This window comes from Pseudomonas sp. NFACC16-2 (genome assembly GCF_900119205.1).
Taxonomy (GTDB): domain Bacteria; phylum Pseudomonadota; class Gammaproteobacteria; order Pseudomonadales; family Pseudomonadaceae; genus Aquipseudomonas; species Aquipseudomonas fluorescens_Q.
Genome location: NZ_FPIX01000015.1, coordinates 65,835 through 79,858, shown reverse-complemented (window position 1 = coordinate 79,858; position 14,024 = coordinate 65,835). Strand labels below are relative to the sequence as shown.

Below are 14,024 nucleotides of genomic sequence, written 5' to 3'. Positions count from 1 at the left end.
TGTGGAGAAGGTCCTGAATTTCAAGCAAGGGCGCGTGCCGCTGTTGATCAGCATGCCTCACGCCGGCCTGCGCCTGACTCCGGCGGTACAGGCCGGGTTGATCCCCGAGGCCCAAAGCCTGCCAGATACCGACTGGCACATCCCAAGGCTCTACGAATTTGCCGCCGAGCTGGGTGCCAGCACCCTGGCCGCCGAGTACTCGCGGTTCGTCGTCGACCTGAACCGCCCCTCCGATGACAAGCCGATGTACGTCGGCGCCACCACCGGTTTGTACCCGGCGACGCTGTTCGATGGCGTGCCGTTGTTTCGCCAAGGGCTGGAGCCGTCGGCCGAGGAGCGGGCGACGTACCTGCAACAAGTCTGGATGCCTTACCACCAGGCGCTGCAGCAGGAACTGGCGCGGCTCAAGGCCGAGTTCGGCTATGCCTTGCTGTTCGATGCCCACTCGATCCGTTCGGTGATCCCGCACCTGTTCGACGGCAAGCTGCCGGACTTCAACCTCGGCACGTTCAACGGTGCCAGTTGCGACCCGACGCTGGCCAGCCAGCTCGAAGCCGTCTGCGCTCGCCATGGTCAGTTCACCCACGTGCTCAACGGGCGGTTCAAGGGCGGACACATCACCCGGCACTACGGCAACCCGGCCGAAGACATCCACGCGGTGCAACTGGAACTGTGCCAGAGCACCTACATGGAAGAGTTCGAACCGTTCAACTATCGCGCCGACCTGGCGGAGCCGACGCAAGTGGTACTCAGGCAATTGCTCGAAGGCTTGTTGGCGTGGGGGCGGCAGGTTTACAAAAAATAAACAGTGCGCGTACCTCTGTGGCGAGGGGATTTATCCCCGCTGGACTGCGCAGCAGTCCCAAAAATCTGAAGACACCTTGTAGAGCCGGTGTAGATCATCCATTTTTTGAGGCCGCTTCGCGGCCCACGGGGATAAATCCCCTCACCACAGAACTGTGTCTGTCCTTGAACCTCCTAGATGAACTGTCGCCACCGTGCAAAACCGAGTCGCCACAGTTCATCTTCAGCCCCTCGGCGCTGCGTAATGTTTTGGGCACGGTGCAGCAAGACACCGACCTACAATAATCCGCTGCCGCACGAGACCTTCCCGATGAAAAGACTGTTCAAACGCTGTCTGTCGATCCTCTGCGGTACCACCCTCTTGAGCGCCGGGGCGATGGCCGCCGAGCCTGCGTCGTGCCAGACCGTGCGCATGGGCGTGGTCAACTGGACCGATGTGATCGCCACCAGCGGCATGGCCGATGTGTTGCTCACCGGGCTGGGCTACGACAGCAAGCAGACCAGCGCCGTGCAGCAGATCATCTTTGCCGGCATCCGCGACAAGCGCCTCGACATCTTCCTGGGGTATTGGAAGCCGGCGATGGACAAGAACATCGCGCCATTCCTGGCCGCCAACCAAGTGAAGGTATTGGACAAGCCAAGCCTGGCCGACGCCCAGGCCACCCTGGCGGTACCCGACTACGTGGCGGCGGCCGGGCTCAAGACCTTTGCCGACATCGCCCGGTTCAAGGACCAGCTCGGTGGCAAGATCTACGGCATCGAGCCGGGCAGCGGCGCCAACACCACCATCAAGACCATGATCGAGACCAACCACTTCGGCCTCAAGGACTTCAAGCTGATCGAATCCGGCGAAGCAGGCATGCTGGCGGCGGTGCAGCGCGCGGCGAATCGCAAGGAGTTCGTGGTCTTCGTCGGCTGGACCCCGCACCCGATGAACATCAACATGAACATCACCTACCTGACCGGCAGTGAAGATGTCTATGGCCCGAACGAAGGCGCCGCAACGGTCTCCACCGTGACCGCGCCGGACTATGCCCAGCGCTGCCCGAACGTGAACCGCTTGCTGGAGAACCTCACCTTCACCGCCGCCCAGGAGAGCCAGTTGATGGTGCCGATCATGGAACGCAAGACGCCCCAGGACGTCGCCCGGCAATGGCTGCGCGAGCATCCCGAGGATCTTCAGCGCTGGTTGGCGGGTGTCACGAGCTTCGATGGCAAGGATGGCGTGGCGGCGGTGCAGGCCAGTCTCAAGAACTGAGGCCATTTTCCGGGCACTGATAACCCTGTGTGGCGAGGGAGCTTGCTCCCGCTCGAGTGCGCAGTGCTCGCAAAATTTTGGGGCCGCTGCGCAGCCCAGCGGGAGCAAGCTCCCTCGCCACAAAAGCCTTTGAGCCACACCACGATGACCTACCCACTCTCCCAGGCAATGTCAGCCTTCATCGACAAAACCCTGAGCTTCACCAGCCTGGACGACAGCCTTGCCGGTTCGCGCCAGGCCTACAGCCAGATGTGCCGGGCGTTCACTGCGCCTTGCCCGCCGACGCTGGCCGTCGAGGATTTCGCACTGGCCGGCGTGGCGGTGCGGGCCTATTACCCGCAACGTGCGGCACCGCTTGCCGGCTGGCCGTGCATGCTTTACCTGCACGGTGGCGGTTGGGTCGTGGGGGACCTGGATTCCCATGACTTCATCTGCATGGAGCTGGCCGCTGAGTTGGGCGCGTTGGTGGTGGCGGTGGATTACCGGCTGGCCCCGGAGCATCCGTTTCCGGCCGGTTTCGAAGATTGCCTGGCAGTGTGGCGGCACTTGACGGACGCCCCGTTTGCCATCGACCCCCGTCGCCGGCTGGTGATCGGTGACAGCGCCGGCGGCAATCTCGCCGCCGCGTTATGCCTGGCCTTGCGTGATGCCGGGCAACCGTTGCCCCGGGCCCAGGTCTTGATTTATCCGGCGCTCGGTGGCCCCGCGGATTTGCCGTCGCGTCATGAGTGCTTCGATGCCCCGCTCCTGAGCCGTCGCGAGCTGGAGCGTTATGAGGCGCTGTACTTGGATGGCGCTCGTCCCTCGCTTTATGCCATGCCGTTACTCGCCGACAGCCTGGACGGCTTGCCGCCAGCGCTGGTTGTTGTCGCGCAATGGGATCCGCTGCGCGACGACGGCGTCCTTTATCGCGAGCGGCTGAACGCCGCAGGGGGAGACGCCGTGCTGTATGTCGGCAATGGGCTGGTCCACGGTTGCCTGCGTGGCCGCGGCCAGGTGCCAGAGGTCGATCAGATGTATCGCACGCTGCTGGCGTACCTGGCTGACATGCTTTGACTGCGCAGGGGACATGCTCATTAAGGTAATTCGGGTTTATGATGCCGGACGGCAGACTAAATAGACGTCCCCACAGGGATGACTCGACCCCTTACGGAGCGCGCAATGCAGACTTTGTACCCGCAGATCAAACCCCATGCCCGGCACGATCTGGCTGTCGATGACACCCACACGCTCTATGTCGATGAAAGCGGTTCCCCGGAGGGCCTGCCGGTGGTGTTCATCCATGGCGGCCCGGGTGCCGGCTGCGATGCGCAGAGCCGTCGTTACTTCGATCCGAACCTGTACCGCATCGTCACCTTCGACCAGCGCGGCTGCGGTCGGTCCACGCCCCATGCCAGCCTTGAGAACAACACCACCTGGGATCTGGTCGAAGACCTGGAGCGCATCCGCAAACACCTGGGCATCGAGAAGTGGGTGCTGTTTGGCGGTTCCTGGGGCTCGACCCTGGCCCTGGCCTACGCCCAGACTCATCCCGAGCGGGTACACGGCCTGATCCTGCGTGGGATCTTTCTCTGTCGGCCGCAGGAAATCGAGTGGTTCTACCAGGCCGGCGCCAGTCGCCTGTTCCCCGACTACTGGCAGGACTACATCGCACCCATCCCGTTGGACGAGCGCGACGACCTGCTCAGCGCTTTCCACAAGCGCCTGACCGGTAACGACCAGATCGCCCAGATGCACGCGGCCAAGGCCTGGTCCACCTGGGAAGGTCGCACTGCGACCCTGCGTCCGAACCCGCTGGTGGTCGATCGCTTCTCCGAGCCGCAGCGGGCGCTGTCGATCGCCCGAATCGAATGCCACTACTTCACCAACAACGCTTTCCTCGAACCTAACCAGTTGATTCGCGACATGGGCAAGATCGCCCATTTGCCGGGCGTCATCGTGCATGGCCGCTACGACGTCATCTGCCCGCTGGACAATGCCTGGGAGCTGCATCAGAACTGGCCCAACAGCGAACTGCAGGTGATTCGCGACGCCGGTCACGCAGCTTCGGAGCCGGGGATCACCGACGCACTGGTGCGCGCCGCTGCGCAAATGGCCCGGCGCCTGCTCGACCTGCCGCCTGAAGAAGCATGAAGGGGCTGTTGCAACGAGTTCGCTGCGCACGGGTCGAAGTATCAGGTGAAATCGTCGGCGCAGTGGATCAGGGCTTGCTGGTGTTGGTGGCCGTCGAGCCCGGGGATACCCGGGCCAGCGCCGACAAACTGCTGCATAAGCTGCTTAACTATCGAGTATTCAGCGACGCCGACGGCAAGATGAACCTGTCCCTGGCGGATGTCGGTGGTGGGTTGTTGCTGGTGTCGCAGTTCACCTTGGCAGCTGACACCAAAAGTGGTTTGCGCCCGAGTTTTTCGACCGCCGCACCTCCGGCCCTGGGAGAAGAGTTGTTCAACTATTTGCTCACCCAGGCAAAACAGGTGCATGGCACTGTGGCATCAGGTAGATTCGGCGCCGACATGCAGGTGCATTTGGTCAATGATGGCCCGGTAACGTTCCTGTTACAGGTCTGAAAGCGTTTGAAACATCTTTTCGGACCTGTTTCGAGGAAAAACTGGGAGTTTTCTCGATAAATACTTTGCTACCCCTGATGCGTTGTCACGCGGGCTACTAGATAATCGCGCGCTACGGGGGATCAGCGTTCGCTGGTCCATTTGACTTAGGTAGAGACTTGTCCTGGACCGTTTGGGGAATCATTTTGTCCCATCGGAGTCGGAACAATGCTCGCCAACTTGGCAAGAGTGGTCCGCAGGAACGGTTTTTCAGTGCCGTTACCGTGCAGATACTTTATCTGGCCGTTGGTTTTTTGATCAGTTTTCGGCGAGGGTTGCTCGTGATTGTTAGTCCCTGTAATGCACCAAAAATGACTGCCAAACGGTTTAGAAACGCCCTGGTAGCGGGCTCGGCCCTGCTGTGCCTGTTCGGCGCGGGCCAACTGTGGGCATTCAGCCTGGATGATGTATCGGCGAAGGCGCAAGAATTGGCCGGGCAAAAATTCGAAGCCCCGCGCAGTAATCTGCCGAACGAATTCCGCGAAATGAAATTCGCTGACTATCAAAAAATCCGTTTCCGCACCGAAAAAGCCGAATGGGCCGACCAGAAGACACCGTTCAGGCTGTCCTTCTATCACCAGGGTATGCACTTCGACACACCGGTGAAGATCAACGAAATCACCGCGACCACTGTCGAAGAGATCAAGTACGACCCGTCGCGCTTTGATTTCGACGATGTGAAATTCGATCCCAAGGCTACCGAACAGCTGGGTTACGCGGGGTTTCGCGTGCTGTACCCGATCAACAAGGCTGACAAGCAGGACGAGATCATGACCATGCTGGGCGCGAGTTATTTCCGCGTCATCGGCAAGGGCCAGACCTACGGTTTGTCTGCCCGCGGCATGGCCATCGACACCGCGTTGCCATCGGGTGAGGAATTCCCGCGCTTTCGCGAGTTCTGGATCCAACGTCCGAAGCCGACCGACAAGCACCTGGTGATCTTCGCCCTGCTGGATTCGCCACGCGCCACTGGCGCTTATCGCCTGACCGTGCGTCCGGGCACCGACACCGTGGTCGACGTGAAGTCGCGCATGTTCCTGCGTGACCGCGTGACCAAGCTGGGTGTGGCCCCATTGACCAGCATGTACCTGTTCGGCGCCAACCAACCGTCCAAAGTGCTGAACTATCGTCGCGAACTGCACGATTCCAGCGGCCTGTCGATCCATGCCGGTAACGGCGAGTGGATCTGGCGCCCGCTGAACAACCCGAAACACCTGGCCGTGAGCAACTTCTCGGTAGAAAACCCGCGTGGTTTCGGCCTGTTGCAACGGGGGCGCGACTTCAGCCATTACGAAGACCTGGACGACCGCTACGACAAGCGTCCAAGTGCCTGGATCGAACCGAAAGGCGATTGGGGCAAGGGCTCCGTCGACCTGGTAGAAATTCCGACCGCCGACGAAACCAACGACAATATCGTTGCCTTCTGGAGCCCGGAAAAACTGCCTGAGCCAGGCCAGCCGCTGGACTTCAGCTACCGCCTGCACTGGACTCTCGACGAAGCCAGCCTGCACTCGCCGGACAGCGCCTGGGTCCAGCAGACCTTGCGCTCCACCGGTGACGTGAAACAGTCCAACCTGATCCGTCAGCCGGACGGCAGCGTGGCCTACCTGGTGGACTTCGAAGGTCCGTCCCTGCAAGCCCTGCCGGAAGACGCCGATGTGCGTAGCCAGGTGAGCGTCGGCGAAAACGGCGAGATCGTCGAGAATAGCGTGCGCTACAACCCTGAAACCAAGGGCTGGCGCTTGACCCTGCGGTTGAAGATCAAGGATTCGAAACAGGCCACCGAAATGCGTGCGGCGCTGGTCCGTCCATTGACGCCTGTCGAAGCCCCGGCCACCGCGCACTCCGTGACCACGACCCTGGCCAAGGCCGACAAAGTCGCTCGCCAGCAGACCGAAAAAGAACTCGCGAACGAAAAAGCGAAAGACGAAGCCAAGGCCGTCAAGGCGGCAGACGCCGCTGTTGAACCGACCCCAACCCAGCAGGAACCGGAGCCGACTGAACAAGTCTTGACCGAGACCTGGAGCTATCAGTTGCCAGCCGATGAGTAATACTTCAGTACAGCCAGAGACGCTCAGCGAGTACCTGGCCCATTTGCCCATGACCGACGAGCAGCGCGCCGAACTGGCGGGCTGCAAGTCCTTCAGCGAATTGCACGAACGCCTGTCCTCATCGACCTTCGACGAGCCCGCCGAGGCGGCGCAAGCCTCGGTGGGCCGGCGCCTGACCCTGAGCACCGCTGAGGAGCTTGAGGACGCCGAAATGCTGGGGCTCGACGCCAGCGGCCGGGTGTGCCTGAAGGCGACACCGCCGATTCGTCGGACCAAAGTCGTGCCGGAGCCGTGGCGCACCAATATCCTGGTGCGCGGTTGGCGGCGCCTGACCGGGCGTACCAACCCGCCGAAGCCGCCCAAGGATGAGCGCGTGCTGCCGCATGCGCGCTGGCGTACCGTGGGTTCGATCCGCCGCTACATCCTGTTGATCCTGATGCTCGGCCAGACCATCGTTGCCGGTTGGTACATGAAAGGCATCATGCCGTACCAGGGCTGGTCGCTGGTGGACCTGGACGAAGTCCTGCACCAACCGCTGTTGCAGACGGCCACGCAAGTGCTGCCGTATGCGTTGCAAACCAGCATCCTGATCCTGTTCGGGATCCTGTTCTGCTGGGTGTCGGCGGGTTTCTGGACGGCGCTGATGGGCTTTCTCGAATTGCTCACCGGCCACGACAAGTACCGCATCTCCGGTGCCAGCGCCGGCAACGAGCCGATTCCCAAGGACGCCCGCACCGCATTGGTGATGCCGATCTGCAACGAAGACGTGCCGCGGGTATTCGCCGGTTTGCGCGCAACCTTCGAGTCGGTGGCTGCCACTGGCGACCTGGATCGTTTCGACTTCTTCGTGCTCAGCGACAGTAACGAGACCGATATTTGCGTAGCCGAGCAGCAGGCCTGGCTGGATGTCTGCCGTGAAGCCGGGGGCTTCGGCAAGATCTTCTATCGCCGTCGTCGCCGTCGCGTGAAGCGCAAGAGCGGCAACCTCGACGACTTCTGCCGCCGTTGGGGCAGTGACTACAAGTACATGGTCGTGCTCGACGCTGACAGCGTCATGAGCGGTACGTGCCTGACCAGCCTGGTGCGCCTGATGGAAGCCACGCCGGACGCCGGCATCATCCAGACCGCACCACGTGCCTCGGGCATGGATACGCTGTATGCGCGCATGCAGCAGTTCGCCACTCGGGTGTACGGCCCGCTGTTCACCGCCGGCCTGCACTTCTGGCAGTTGGGTGAATCCCACTACTGGGGCCACAACGCGATCATTCGCATGAAGCCGTTCATCGAGCACTGCGCCCTGGCGCCGCTGCCTGGGAAAGGCGCGTTCGCCGGTGCCATCCTGTCCCACGACTTCGTCGAAGCGGCGCTGATGCGCCGTGCCGGCTGGGGCGTGTGGATTGCCTATGACCTGCCGGGCAGCTATGAAGAACTGCCGCCGAACCTGCTGGACGAACTCAAGCGTGACCGTCGCTGGTGCCACGGCAACCTGATGAACTTCCGGCTGTTCCTGGTCAAGGGCATGCACCCGGTGCACCGTGCGGTGTTCCTGACTGGCGTGATGTCCTACCTGTCGGCGCCGCTGTGGTTCTTCTTCCTGGTGCTGTCCACTGCGTTGTTGGCGGTGAACACGTTGATGGAGCCGCAGTACTTCCTCGAGCCGCGTCAGCTCTATCCGTTGTGGCCACAATGGCACCCGGAAAAAGCCATCGCCCTGTTCTCCACCACCATCGTGCTGCTGTTCCTGCCCAAGTTGCTGAGTATCGTGCTGATCTGGGCCAAGGGTGCGAAGGAGTTCGGTGGCAAGTTCAAGGTGACGCTGTCGATGCTCCTGGAGATGCTGTTCTCCATGCTGCTGGCGCCAGTGCGGATGATTTTCCACACCCGTTTCGTGCTCGCCGCATTCCTGGGCTGGGCTGCAACCTGGAACTCGCCACAACGTGACGACGACTCCACGCCATGGAGCGAAGCGGTCAAGCGCCACGGTCCGCAAACCTTGCTGGGCTTCTTCTGGGCCTTGTTGGTGATCTGGCTGAACCCGAGCTTCCTGTGGTGGCTGGTGCCGATTGTCGGTTCGCTGATGCTGTCGATTCCGGTATCGGTGATTTCCAGCCGCGTGGGCCTGGGCTTGAAGTCCCGTGATGAAAGCCTGTTCCTGATCCCTGAGGAATACGCACCACCACAGGAACTGCTGTCGACGGACCAGTACACCCATGAAAACCGTTGGCATGCGCTCAAAGACGGTTTCATCCGGGCGGTGGTCGATCCGCAACAGAACGCCTTGGCGTATGCGTTGGCGACCTCGCGTCATGGCAAGGCCGAGCCGATCGAATGGCTGCGGGTCGAACGTGTTCGTCACGCCTTGAAGGCCGGCCCGGCCGGTCTCAGCAACGCCGAGCGACTGGCTCTGCTGAGCGACCCGGTGGCCTTGTCCCGCCTGCATGAGCAGGTCTGGAGCGAGGGGCATCCCGAGTGGCTGGCGGCGTGGCGCGAATCGATCAACGCTGATCCTCATGCACCGTTGTTACCGCTTCAGCCGTTGAGCGCACAGCCTCAAGTGGCCTGATACGCAAAAAGCCCCGCTTCTGAAAGGAAGCGGGGCTTTTTGTTGGGCACTGTTTTGGTCCGGGGACATGGTTGACACCTGTGGCGAGGGAGCTTGCTCCCGCTGGGTGGCGCAGCCGCCCCCGCTTTTTGGCGTCCGCTGCGCGGCCGAGCGGGAGCAAGCTCCCTCGCCACATTTCGTGGTGCGGTCAGGGCTGTGTGTTGACGTTGTCCAGCGCCCGATTCGCCAACAAACCACTCAACTCGATCAGTTGCTGAATACCAAGGGCGATGTGGCGTCGCGAGCCTTTCAGGTCGAACGCAAGGTCACTGACCATGGCATCGGCTGAGGCCAGGTTTTCGCTGAGGTTGGCCAACAGGCTTTCAGTGTCGATACCGTCCACGACGGTGAAGAGCTGGCCCGGCGGCTGTTTTTCTTCGGGGTTGGGCTGTTTGGGCTTCAGGTAGTAATCGAGCGCGCGGTCGGTGGCTTCCTGGAGTTTCTTGGGGTCGGTTTCGGGTTCTGGTGGGTTGGGTGTGACCTTGTGCATGGTTGACGCTCCTTGATTGATGGAGCCACCAGACATCGCTGCTAAACGAAAAGGGTGGCGACTGTGCGCGGGTTAGCAGACCAGGAATCAAGGAACCCGGCGCACCGAAGTGCCCCACGCACAGCCGCCATAAAGCGGACCTGCGTGCCTTGATATTGTGCCGAGCTGCTAAACCCGATCGCTGAACTGACAGCGACCTGCAAACGTTAGAGCCCAGGGCCAAGGCGCACAAGCCGGCGGATTCTGGCGTAGTTGAAGGCAATGGCGCAAGGTTGTGTAGCCCTGTGCTGAAGGGCGAGTTTTAGCGCCCCTAGTGTTGGTGCAAACGGGTGAGTGAAAGTCTCGCCGTAAGCTGACCACAGCGAACGAAGTGAAGCGCAACTGCATGAGGACGACCGAATGGGGGGCGTACCCGCATGCCGGGTGGCGTGGCAGGGGAACGGATGAACACGCCGATGGACTGAGTGACTTGTTTTCCATCGTCATACATCGGTGTTATTAGATCGGATGCCTGTTCGTACCTCAGAAGCAGTTGGCATTACCCTCATTTGCCCTGCCCGCCAGCTTGAAGGCAACCGGGCTTGAGACGGGACTACTGCCGAAGCGCTATGCATACGAGGTCGAACTGCCGTGAGCTGCACTGGTACTCTCCCCTCTGTAGCTATTTTGTGCAGAACCCGCACAGTACCGCTGGCAACGGAAAGGGCCGTAACCCCCAAATGGACGCCTAAAGCTATGCCATAGCGAGTTGGAGTAAAAGCCAAATTGTCAATCAAGCTCACGGGTATGTAGCTAAGCCCCGAAAAAAAATTGCTCACCTTGTTAATATGTTTAGCCCACTTCCCTAACGTGGGATTTGCTATTCCCGGGATCCACCTTGCGACTCGTTGGGGGATTAAAGGAGGCAGGTAATCAGCAGCCATTTGGACAAGATTACTGGTAAACCAAGCCCACCCAAACCATCTTCCCGTGGGATCGCTACGGTTGACTGGGTCACCCCCGCAATACGCATAGCTATTTAAGCCACCTTTCCCAAAGGGGCTCAAGCTGTCGGGACTGTTGAAGCGCATGAGCCGCGGATTGAAAGCACGGTGTCCGTTCCCCAGCAGGTAGTGACCGGTGATTGAATCAGCCCGTTCGCCGTTGAAGCCCATAATACTGGTCAACCCTCCCGCCTTTGGACGATGACCGTATGGTGTATAAGCTGATCTCGTGCCGAAGGCTGTCAGCACAGAGCCATGTTGGTCGGTCATCAACAACGAAGTGACCTGGCTGTTTCCATTGTGGCTTTCCGCCAGTAGTCTTTCCATGCTTTGAAACATCTGAAGTTGAAGGGATCCTTGGATTTCCGTAGTCAGCCGGTCTCGTTGATAAAAACGACTGCCTTTGGACTGATCGCCGGGCACGTAGCCGACCAAGCGATCAAGAGCATCGTATCGATATTCAATGAGAAGCCTGACAGGAGTGGTATCCATGATCATTTTCCAGAAGCCAGACGACTGATTCAGTCTCTGTCTATATGAACAGGTTGTCTACTATCAGAACTGTTAGGTTTCTGGATGTAACGTATAACTTGCAAAGTTCAAGCGCCTTTGTCGAAGAATAATGGGTTGGAAGCCTGTAATGGCGGGCTAAAAAAGTTAAAAATATACAAAGTGTTGCTTTGATATATTTGGAAACTCTAATAGGGGGGGGTAAAGCTACTGCTACTGACTATATGAGTGCTGACAAATGCAATTGACGATAGTGTTTTTGACTTTCAAGGTTCGCAACTGTGCTAGCAAGTAATGTTACAAAATACATTTCTTGAAGTATTGCTCAGCCCAGGGGTGGTAAGAGTAAGACATATTTAGATAACTAGTTATTGGTAGTTAAACTTTACATGTAGGCGTCTGGTTATTAAGGTTCGGCACGTCATGGAAGGCAAATCAGGAAGCTAAGGTCACGTTAATATTTGAAATTGCCCGGTGGAAGTCTGATGAATTATTTGCCTGATTACAAAAACCAGAGCCTCACTGAACATGAGGTTTTTGGACTGTCGGTAAAGTATAACCTTGCGGACGGTCATAGTTATATTTCCGCGAAGAAGCATTTTAGAGGCGTGTTATTCAATTTGCCGGATTTATGGGATGCCGCCGTCGAGACGTCTATCCCACAAATGGAAATGGCCTTTAAAAATACTTTTGCAGATTATTTCTCGCTGGCAGGTTTAAAACGACACAAATATTTTTCGGTTTGTCCCACTGCGTCAAATAGCATAGATATAGTGGGTGCATGGGCACGTTCAAAAAAGTTTAAAATCGGTTTGATCGAGCCGACATTTGACAACCTCGCTCAGTTACTTCGACGAAGGGAAGTCGAACTTGAAGCCATTCCGGAAAAAATGTTCTACGACATAGAGTTACTAGAGAAAGTCATTCGAGACAAAGATCTGAATGCTCTGTTCATCGTCAATCCGAACAATCCCACAGGTTTCGTCTGCGGCGCGGTCATGATGGAAGATATCACTGATCTATGTTGCAGGCTCAATATAGTGTTAATACTCGACACCTCCTTTCGATTTTGCCATAAAACTCTGCTCGACGAGTATGCGCTTCTGCTTGAAAAGAATGCGTCGTTTATCGTTCTAGAGGATACCGGTAAACAGTGGCCGACATTGGATGCCAAAGCCAGCCTGCTCTCATACAGCGAAGATTTAGCTCAGGATATTAGAGCTATTTACGAAGAGATCTATCTTTGCTGCTCAAGTTTTACACTGAGAGTAATCATCGAGTTTATCGAAGCGACATTGAGAAAAGGCGGCCTCGCTTACATGCATTCTATTATTACCAAAAACTCGGAAATAGTACGATCGCAACTCGTAGGGACAGGGGTTTATGTGGATGCAGAACATCCGCAGTCGATCATGACGGTCATGTGGCTTAACATAAAGCAAACTGGCCTCTCGGATCTTGAGTTAACTGACTACCTTGCAACTTATGACGTGGCCGTACTGCCAGGAAGGTATTTCTATTGGAGCAACCATAAAGTTTCAGGGGGCGACCGTATAAGAATTGCTTTATTGAAGCCTGATGATCAGTTCGACCATTCTATTTCACGCTTGAGGCAAGCTTTGCTCGAACTGGAACCGGCCAATAGAATTAATACCGCAGAGAAGGTTTCAGAATGAGAAAGGTCCTGATTACAGGGGATTTTGACATCGATAGAGCGGTATTTCCAAATAGCATCGAGCCCATCCATATTAGACGTCCAGTTGACGAGCAACAGCTTTTAGAACTACTACCGGACGTGCACACTTATATTTTGGGCGGACCGGAGTATTTATCGGCTCGATTGATTGATAAGGCCACTCAACTGAGGCACGTGGTGGTCATGGGGACGGGTACAGCGAGTTTTGTGGATATCGACTACGCTACAAAAAAATCCATACGCCTGACCAATACCCCTTATATGAATGTCAAGGCAGTGGCAGAGTTTACATTGGCCATGCTCACCATGTGCCTGGCAAAAGTTCCTGAAAGTATTGAGGGTGTGAAAGAGGGGGGGCGCTGGATTCAAACACCCAGACCTTCCCTGTCAGCCTTGAGCATCGGGTTTGTGGGGATGGGGGCTATTGGCACCGAGATGGCGCATCAGCTACATCTACGTGGTTGTTCGAGAATGACCTATTGGTCTCGAACTAGAAAGCCCGCAATTGAAAAAAATCTGAGCATGACGTATGCATCTGTGAAGGACATTGTGGGCACTATGGACGTTGTATGCATTCATCTTGCAGGATGTCCTGAAACGCGACATTTGATTAATGAGGATGTATTAAAAAATGCGAGTCCAACCATTAAAATCTTTAATATGTCCAGTCCTTGGATCATTTGTCCAGTGGCACTTAAAGACTTTCTTTGTACTCGCCCGGAAGCGTTTTGCTATATTGATGGTTACTACAATGAGTGGGTAGAAAATAGAGGTCAATTTAAAGATCCGTATGGCCTACTTTCTTTGTCCACTAAAAGTCTAGTGGTAACGTCTCACTTGGCCGCGCAAGAGCAAGGAACAATCAGTGCTATCTTTGCCAAGGCGGTGAAGCAAGTTGTTGATTTTTCCTGAGGCAGCTACCCGGCTTCGCAAGCAGGTGTTCTGATAAAAATTGCTCTAGCTGTGGCTTAAACTATATAGAGGTAAAAACCAGGGGCGTCGTTGATGCCCCCGATTTGTTATC

The 14,024-nt window shown here is 57.5% G+C and carries 11 protein-coding genes; 9 read left to right on the top strand and 2 right to left on the bottom strand.

Annotation, left to right across the window (positions count from 1 at the left end; genetic code table 11):
- Position 1: 1 nt before the first annotated feature.
- From hutG to mdoH, 7 genes are all read left to right on the top strand, one after another.
- The gene (gene hutG / locus BT116_RS14835) at positions 2-805 is read left to right on the top strand and encodes an N-formylglutamate deformylase (protein WP_072345153.1); all 804 of its coding nucleotides are present in this window, start codon (positions 2-4) and stop codon (positions 803-805) included.
- 309 nt (positions 806-1,114) lie between these two features.
- Complete coding sequence (locus tag BT116_RS14830) at positions 1,115-2,062, top strand: choline ABC transporter substrate-binding protein (RefSeq protein ID WP_072345069.1); 948 nt, start codon at positions 1,115-1,117, stop codon at positions 2,060-2,062.
- Positions 2,063-2,206: 144 nt separating this feature from the next.
- Positions 2,207-3,118 carry an alpha/beta hydrolase gene (locus tag BT116_RS14825; RefSeq protein ID WP_256572575.1) on the top strand — a complete coding sequence of 304 codons (912 nt, stop codon included), beginning with the start codon at positions 2,207-2,209 and terminating at the stop codon, positions 3,116-3,118.
- A gap of 105 nt (positions 3,119-3,223) precedes the next feature.
- A complete protein-coding gene (pip, locus tag BT116_RS14820; protein WP_003196909.1) occupies positions 3,224-4,195 on the top strand; it encodes a prolyl aminopeptidase in 972 nt (323 codons plus the stop codon).
- Positions 4,192-4,629: a D-aminoacyl-tRNA deacylase gene (gene dtd / locus BT116_RS14815; protein WP_063323331.1), complete on the top strand. Its 438-nt coding sequence runs from the start codon at positions 4,192-4,194 to the stop codon at positions 4,627-4,629. The genes pip and dtd overlap by 4 nt, the downstream gene beginning before the upstream one ends.
- A 320-nt stretch (positions 4,630-4,949) precedes the next feature.
- Positions 4,950-6,719: a glucan biosynthesis protein G gene (locus tag BT116_RS14810; RefSeq protein WP_072345149.1), complete on the top strand. Its 1,770-nt coding sequence runs from the start codon at positions 4,950-4,952 to the stop codon at positions 6,717-6,719.
- The gene (mdoH, locus tag BT116_RS14805; protein WP_072345067.1) at positions 6,712-9,282 is read left to right on the top strand and encodes a glucans biosynthesis glucosyltransferase MdoH; all 2,571 of its coding nucleotides are present in this window, start codon (positions 6,712-6,714) and stop codon (positions 9,280-9,282) included. The genes BT116_RS14810 and mdoH overlap by 8 nt, the downstream gene beginning before the upstream one ends.
- A gap of 187 nt (positions 9,283-9,469) precedes the next feature.
- On the opposite strand, the gene BT116_RS14800 is transcribed toward mdoH, so the two are convergent.
- Positions 9,470-9,811, bottom strand: coding sequence for a DUF6124 family protein (locus BT116_RS14800; RefSeq protein ID WP_072345064.1), 342 nt, complete (start codon positions 9,809-9,811; stop codon positions 9,470-9,472).
- Between the two features lie 482 nt (positions 9,812-10,293).
- Positions 10,294-11,286, bottom strand: coding sequence for an RHS repeat-associated core domain-containing protein (locus tag BT116_RS14795; RefSeq protein ID WP_072345061.1), 993 nt, complete (start codon positions 11,284-11,286; stop codon positions 10,294-10,296).
- A gap of 503 nt (positions 11,287-11,789) precedes the next feature.
- Between BT116_RS14795 and BT116_RS14790 the strand changes: the two genes are divergently transcribed.
- Together BT116_RS14790 and BT116_RS14785 are read left to right on the top strand one after the other, a co-directional pair.
- Positions 11,790-12,980, top strand: a complete 1,191-nt coding sequence (locus BT116_RS14790; protein WP_072345030.1) for an aminotransferase class I/II-fold pyridoxal phosphate-dependent enzyme — start codon at positions 11,790-11,792, stop codon at positions 12,978-12,980.
- Complete coding sequence (locus tag BT116_RS14785) at positions 12,977-13,912, top strand: NAD(P)-dependent oxidoreductase (RefSeq protein ID WP_072345027.1); 936 nt, start codon at positions 12,977-12,979, stop codon at positions 13,910-13,912. Before BT116_RS14790 ends, BT116_RS14785 begins: the two co-directional genes overlap by 4 nt.
- Positions 13,913-14,024: the final 112 nt, after the last annotated feature.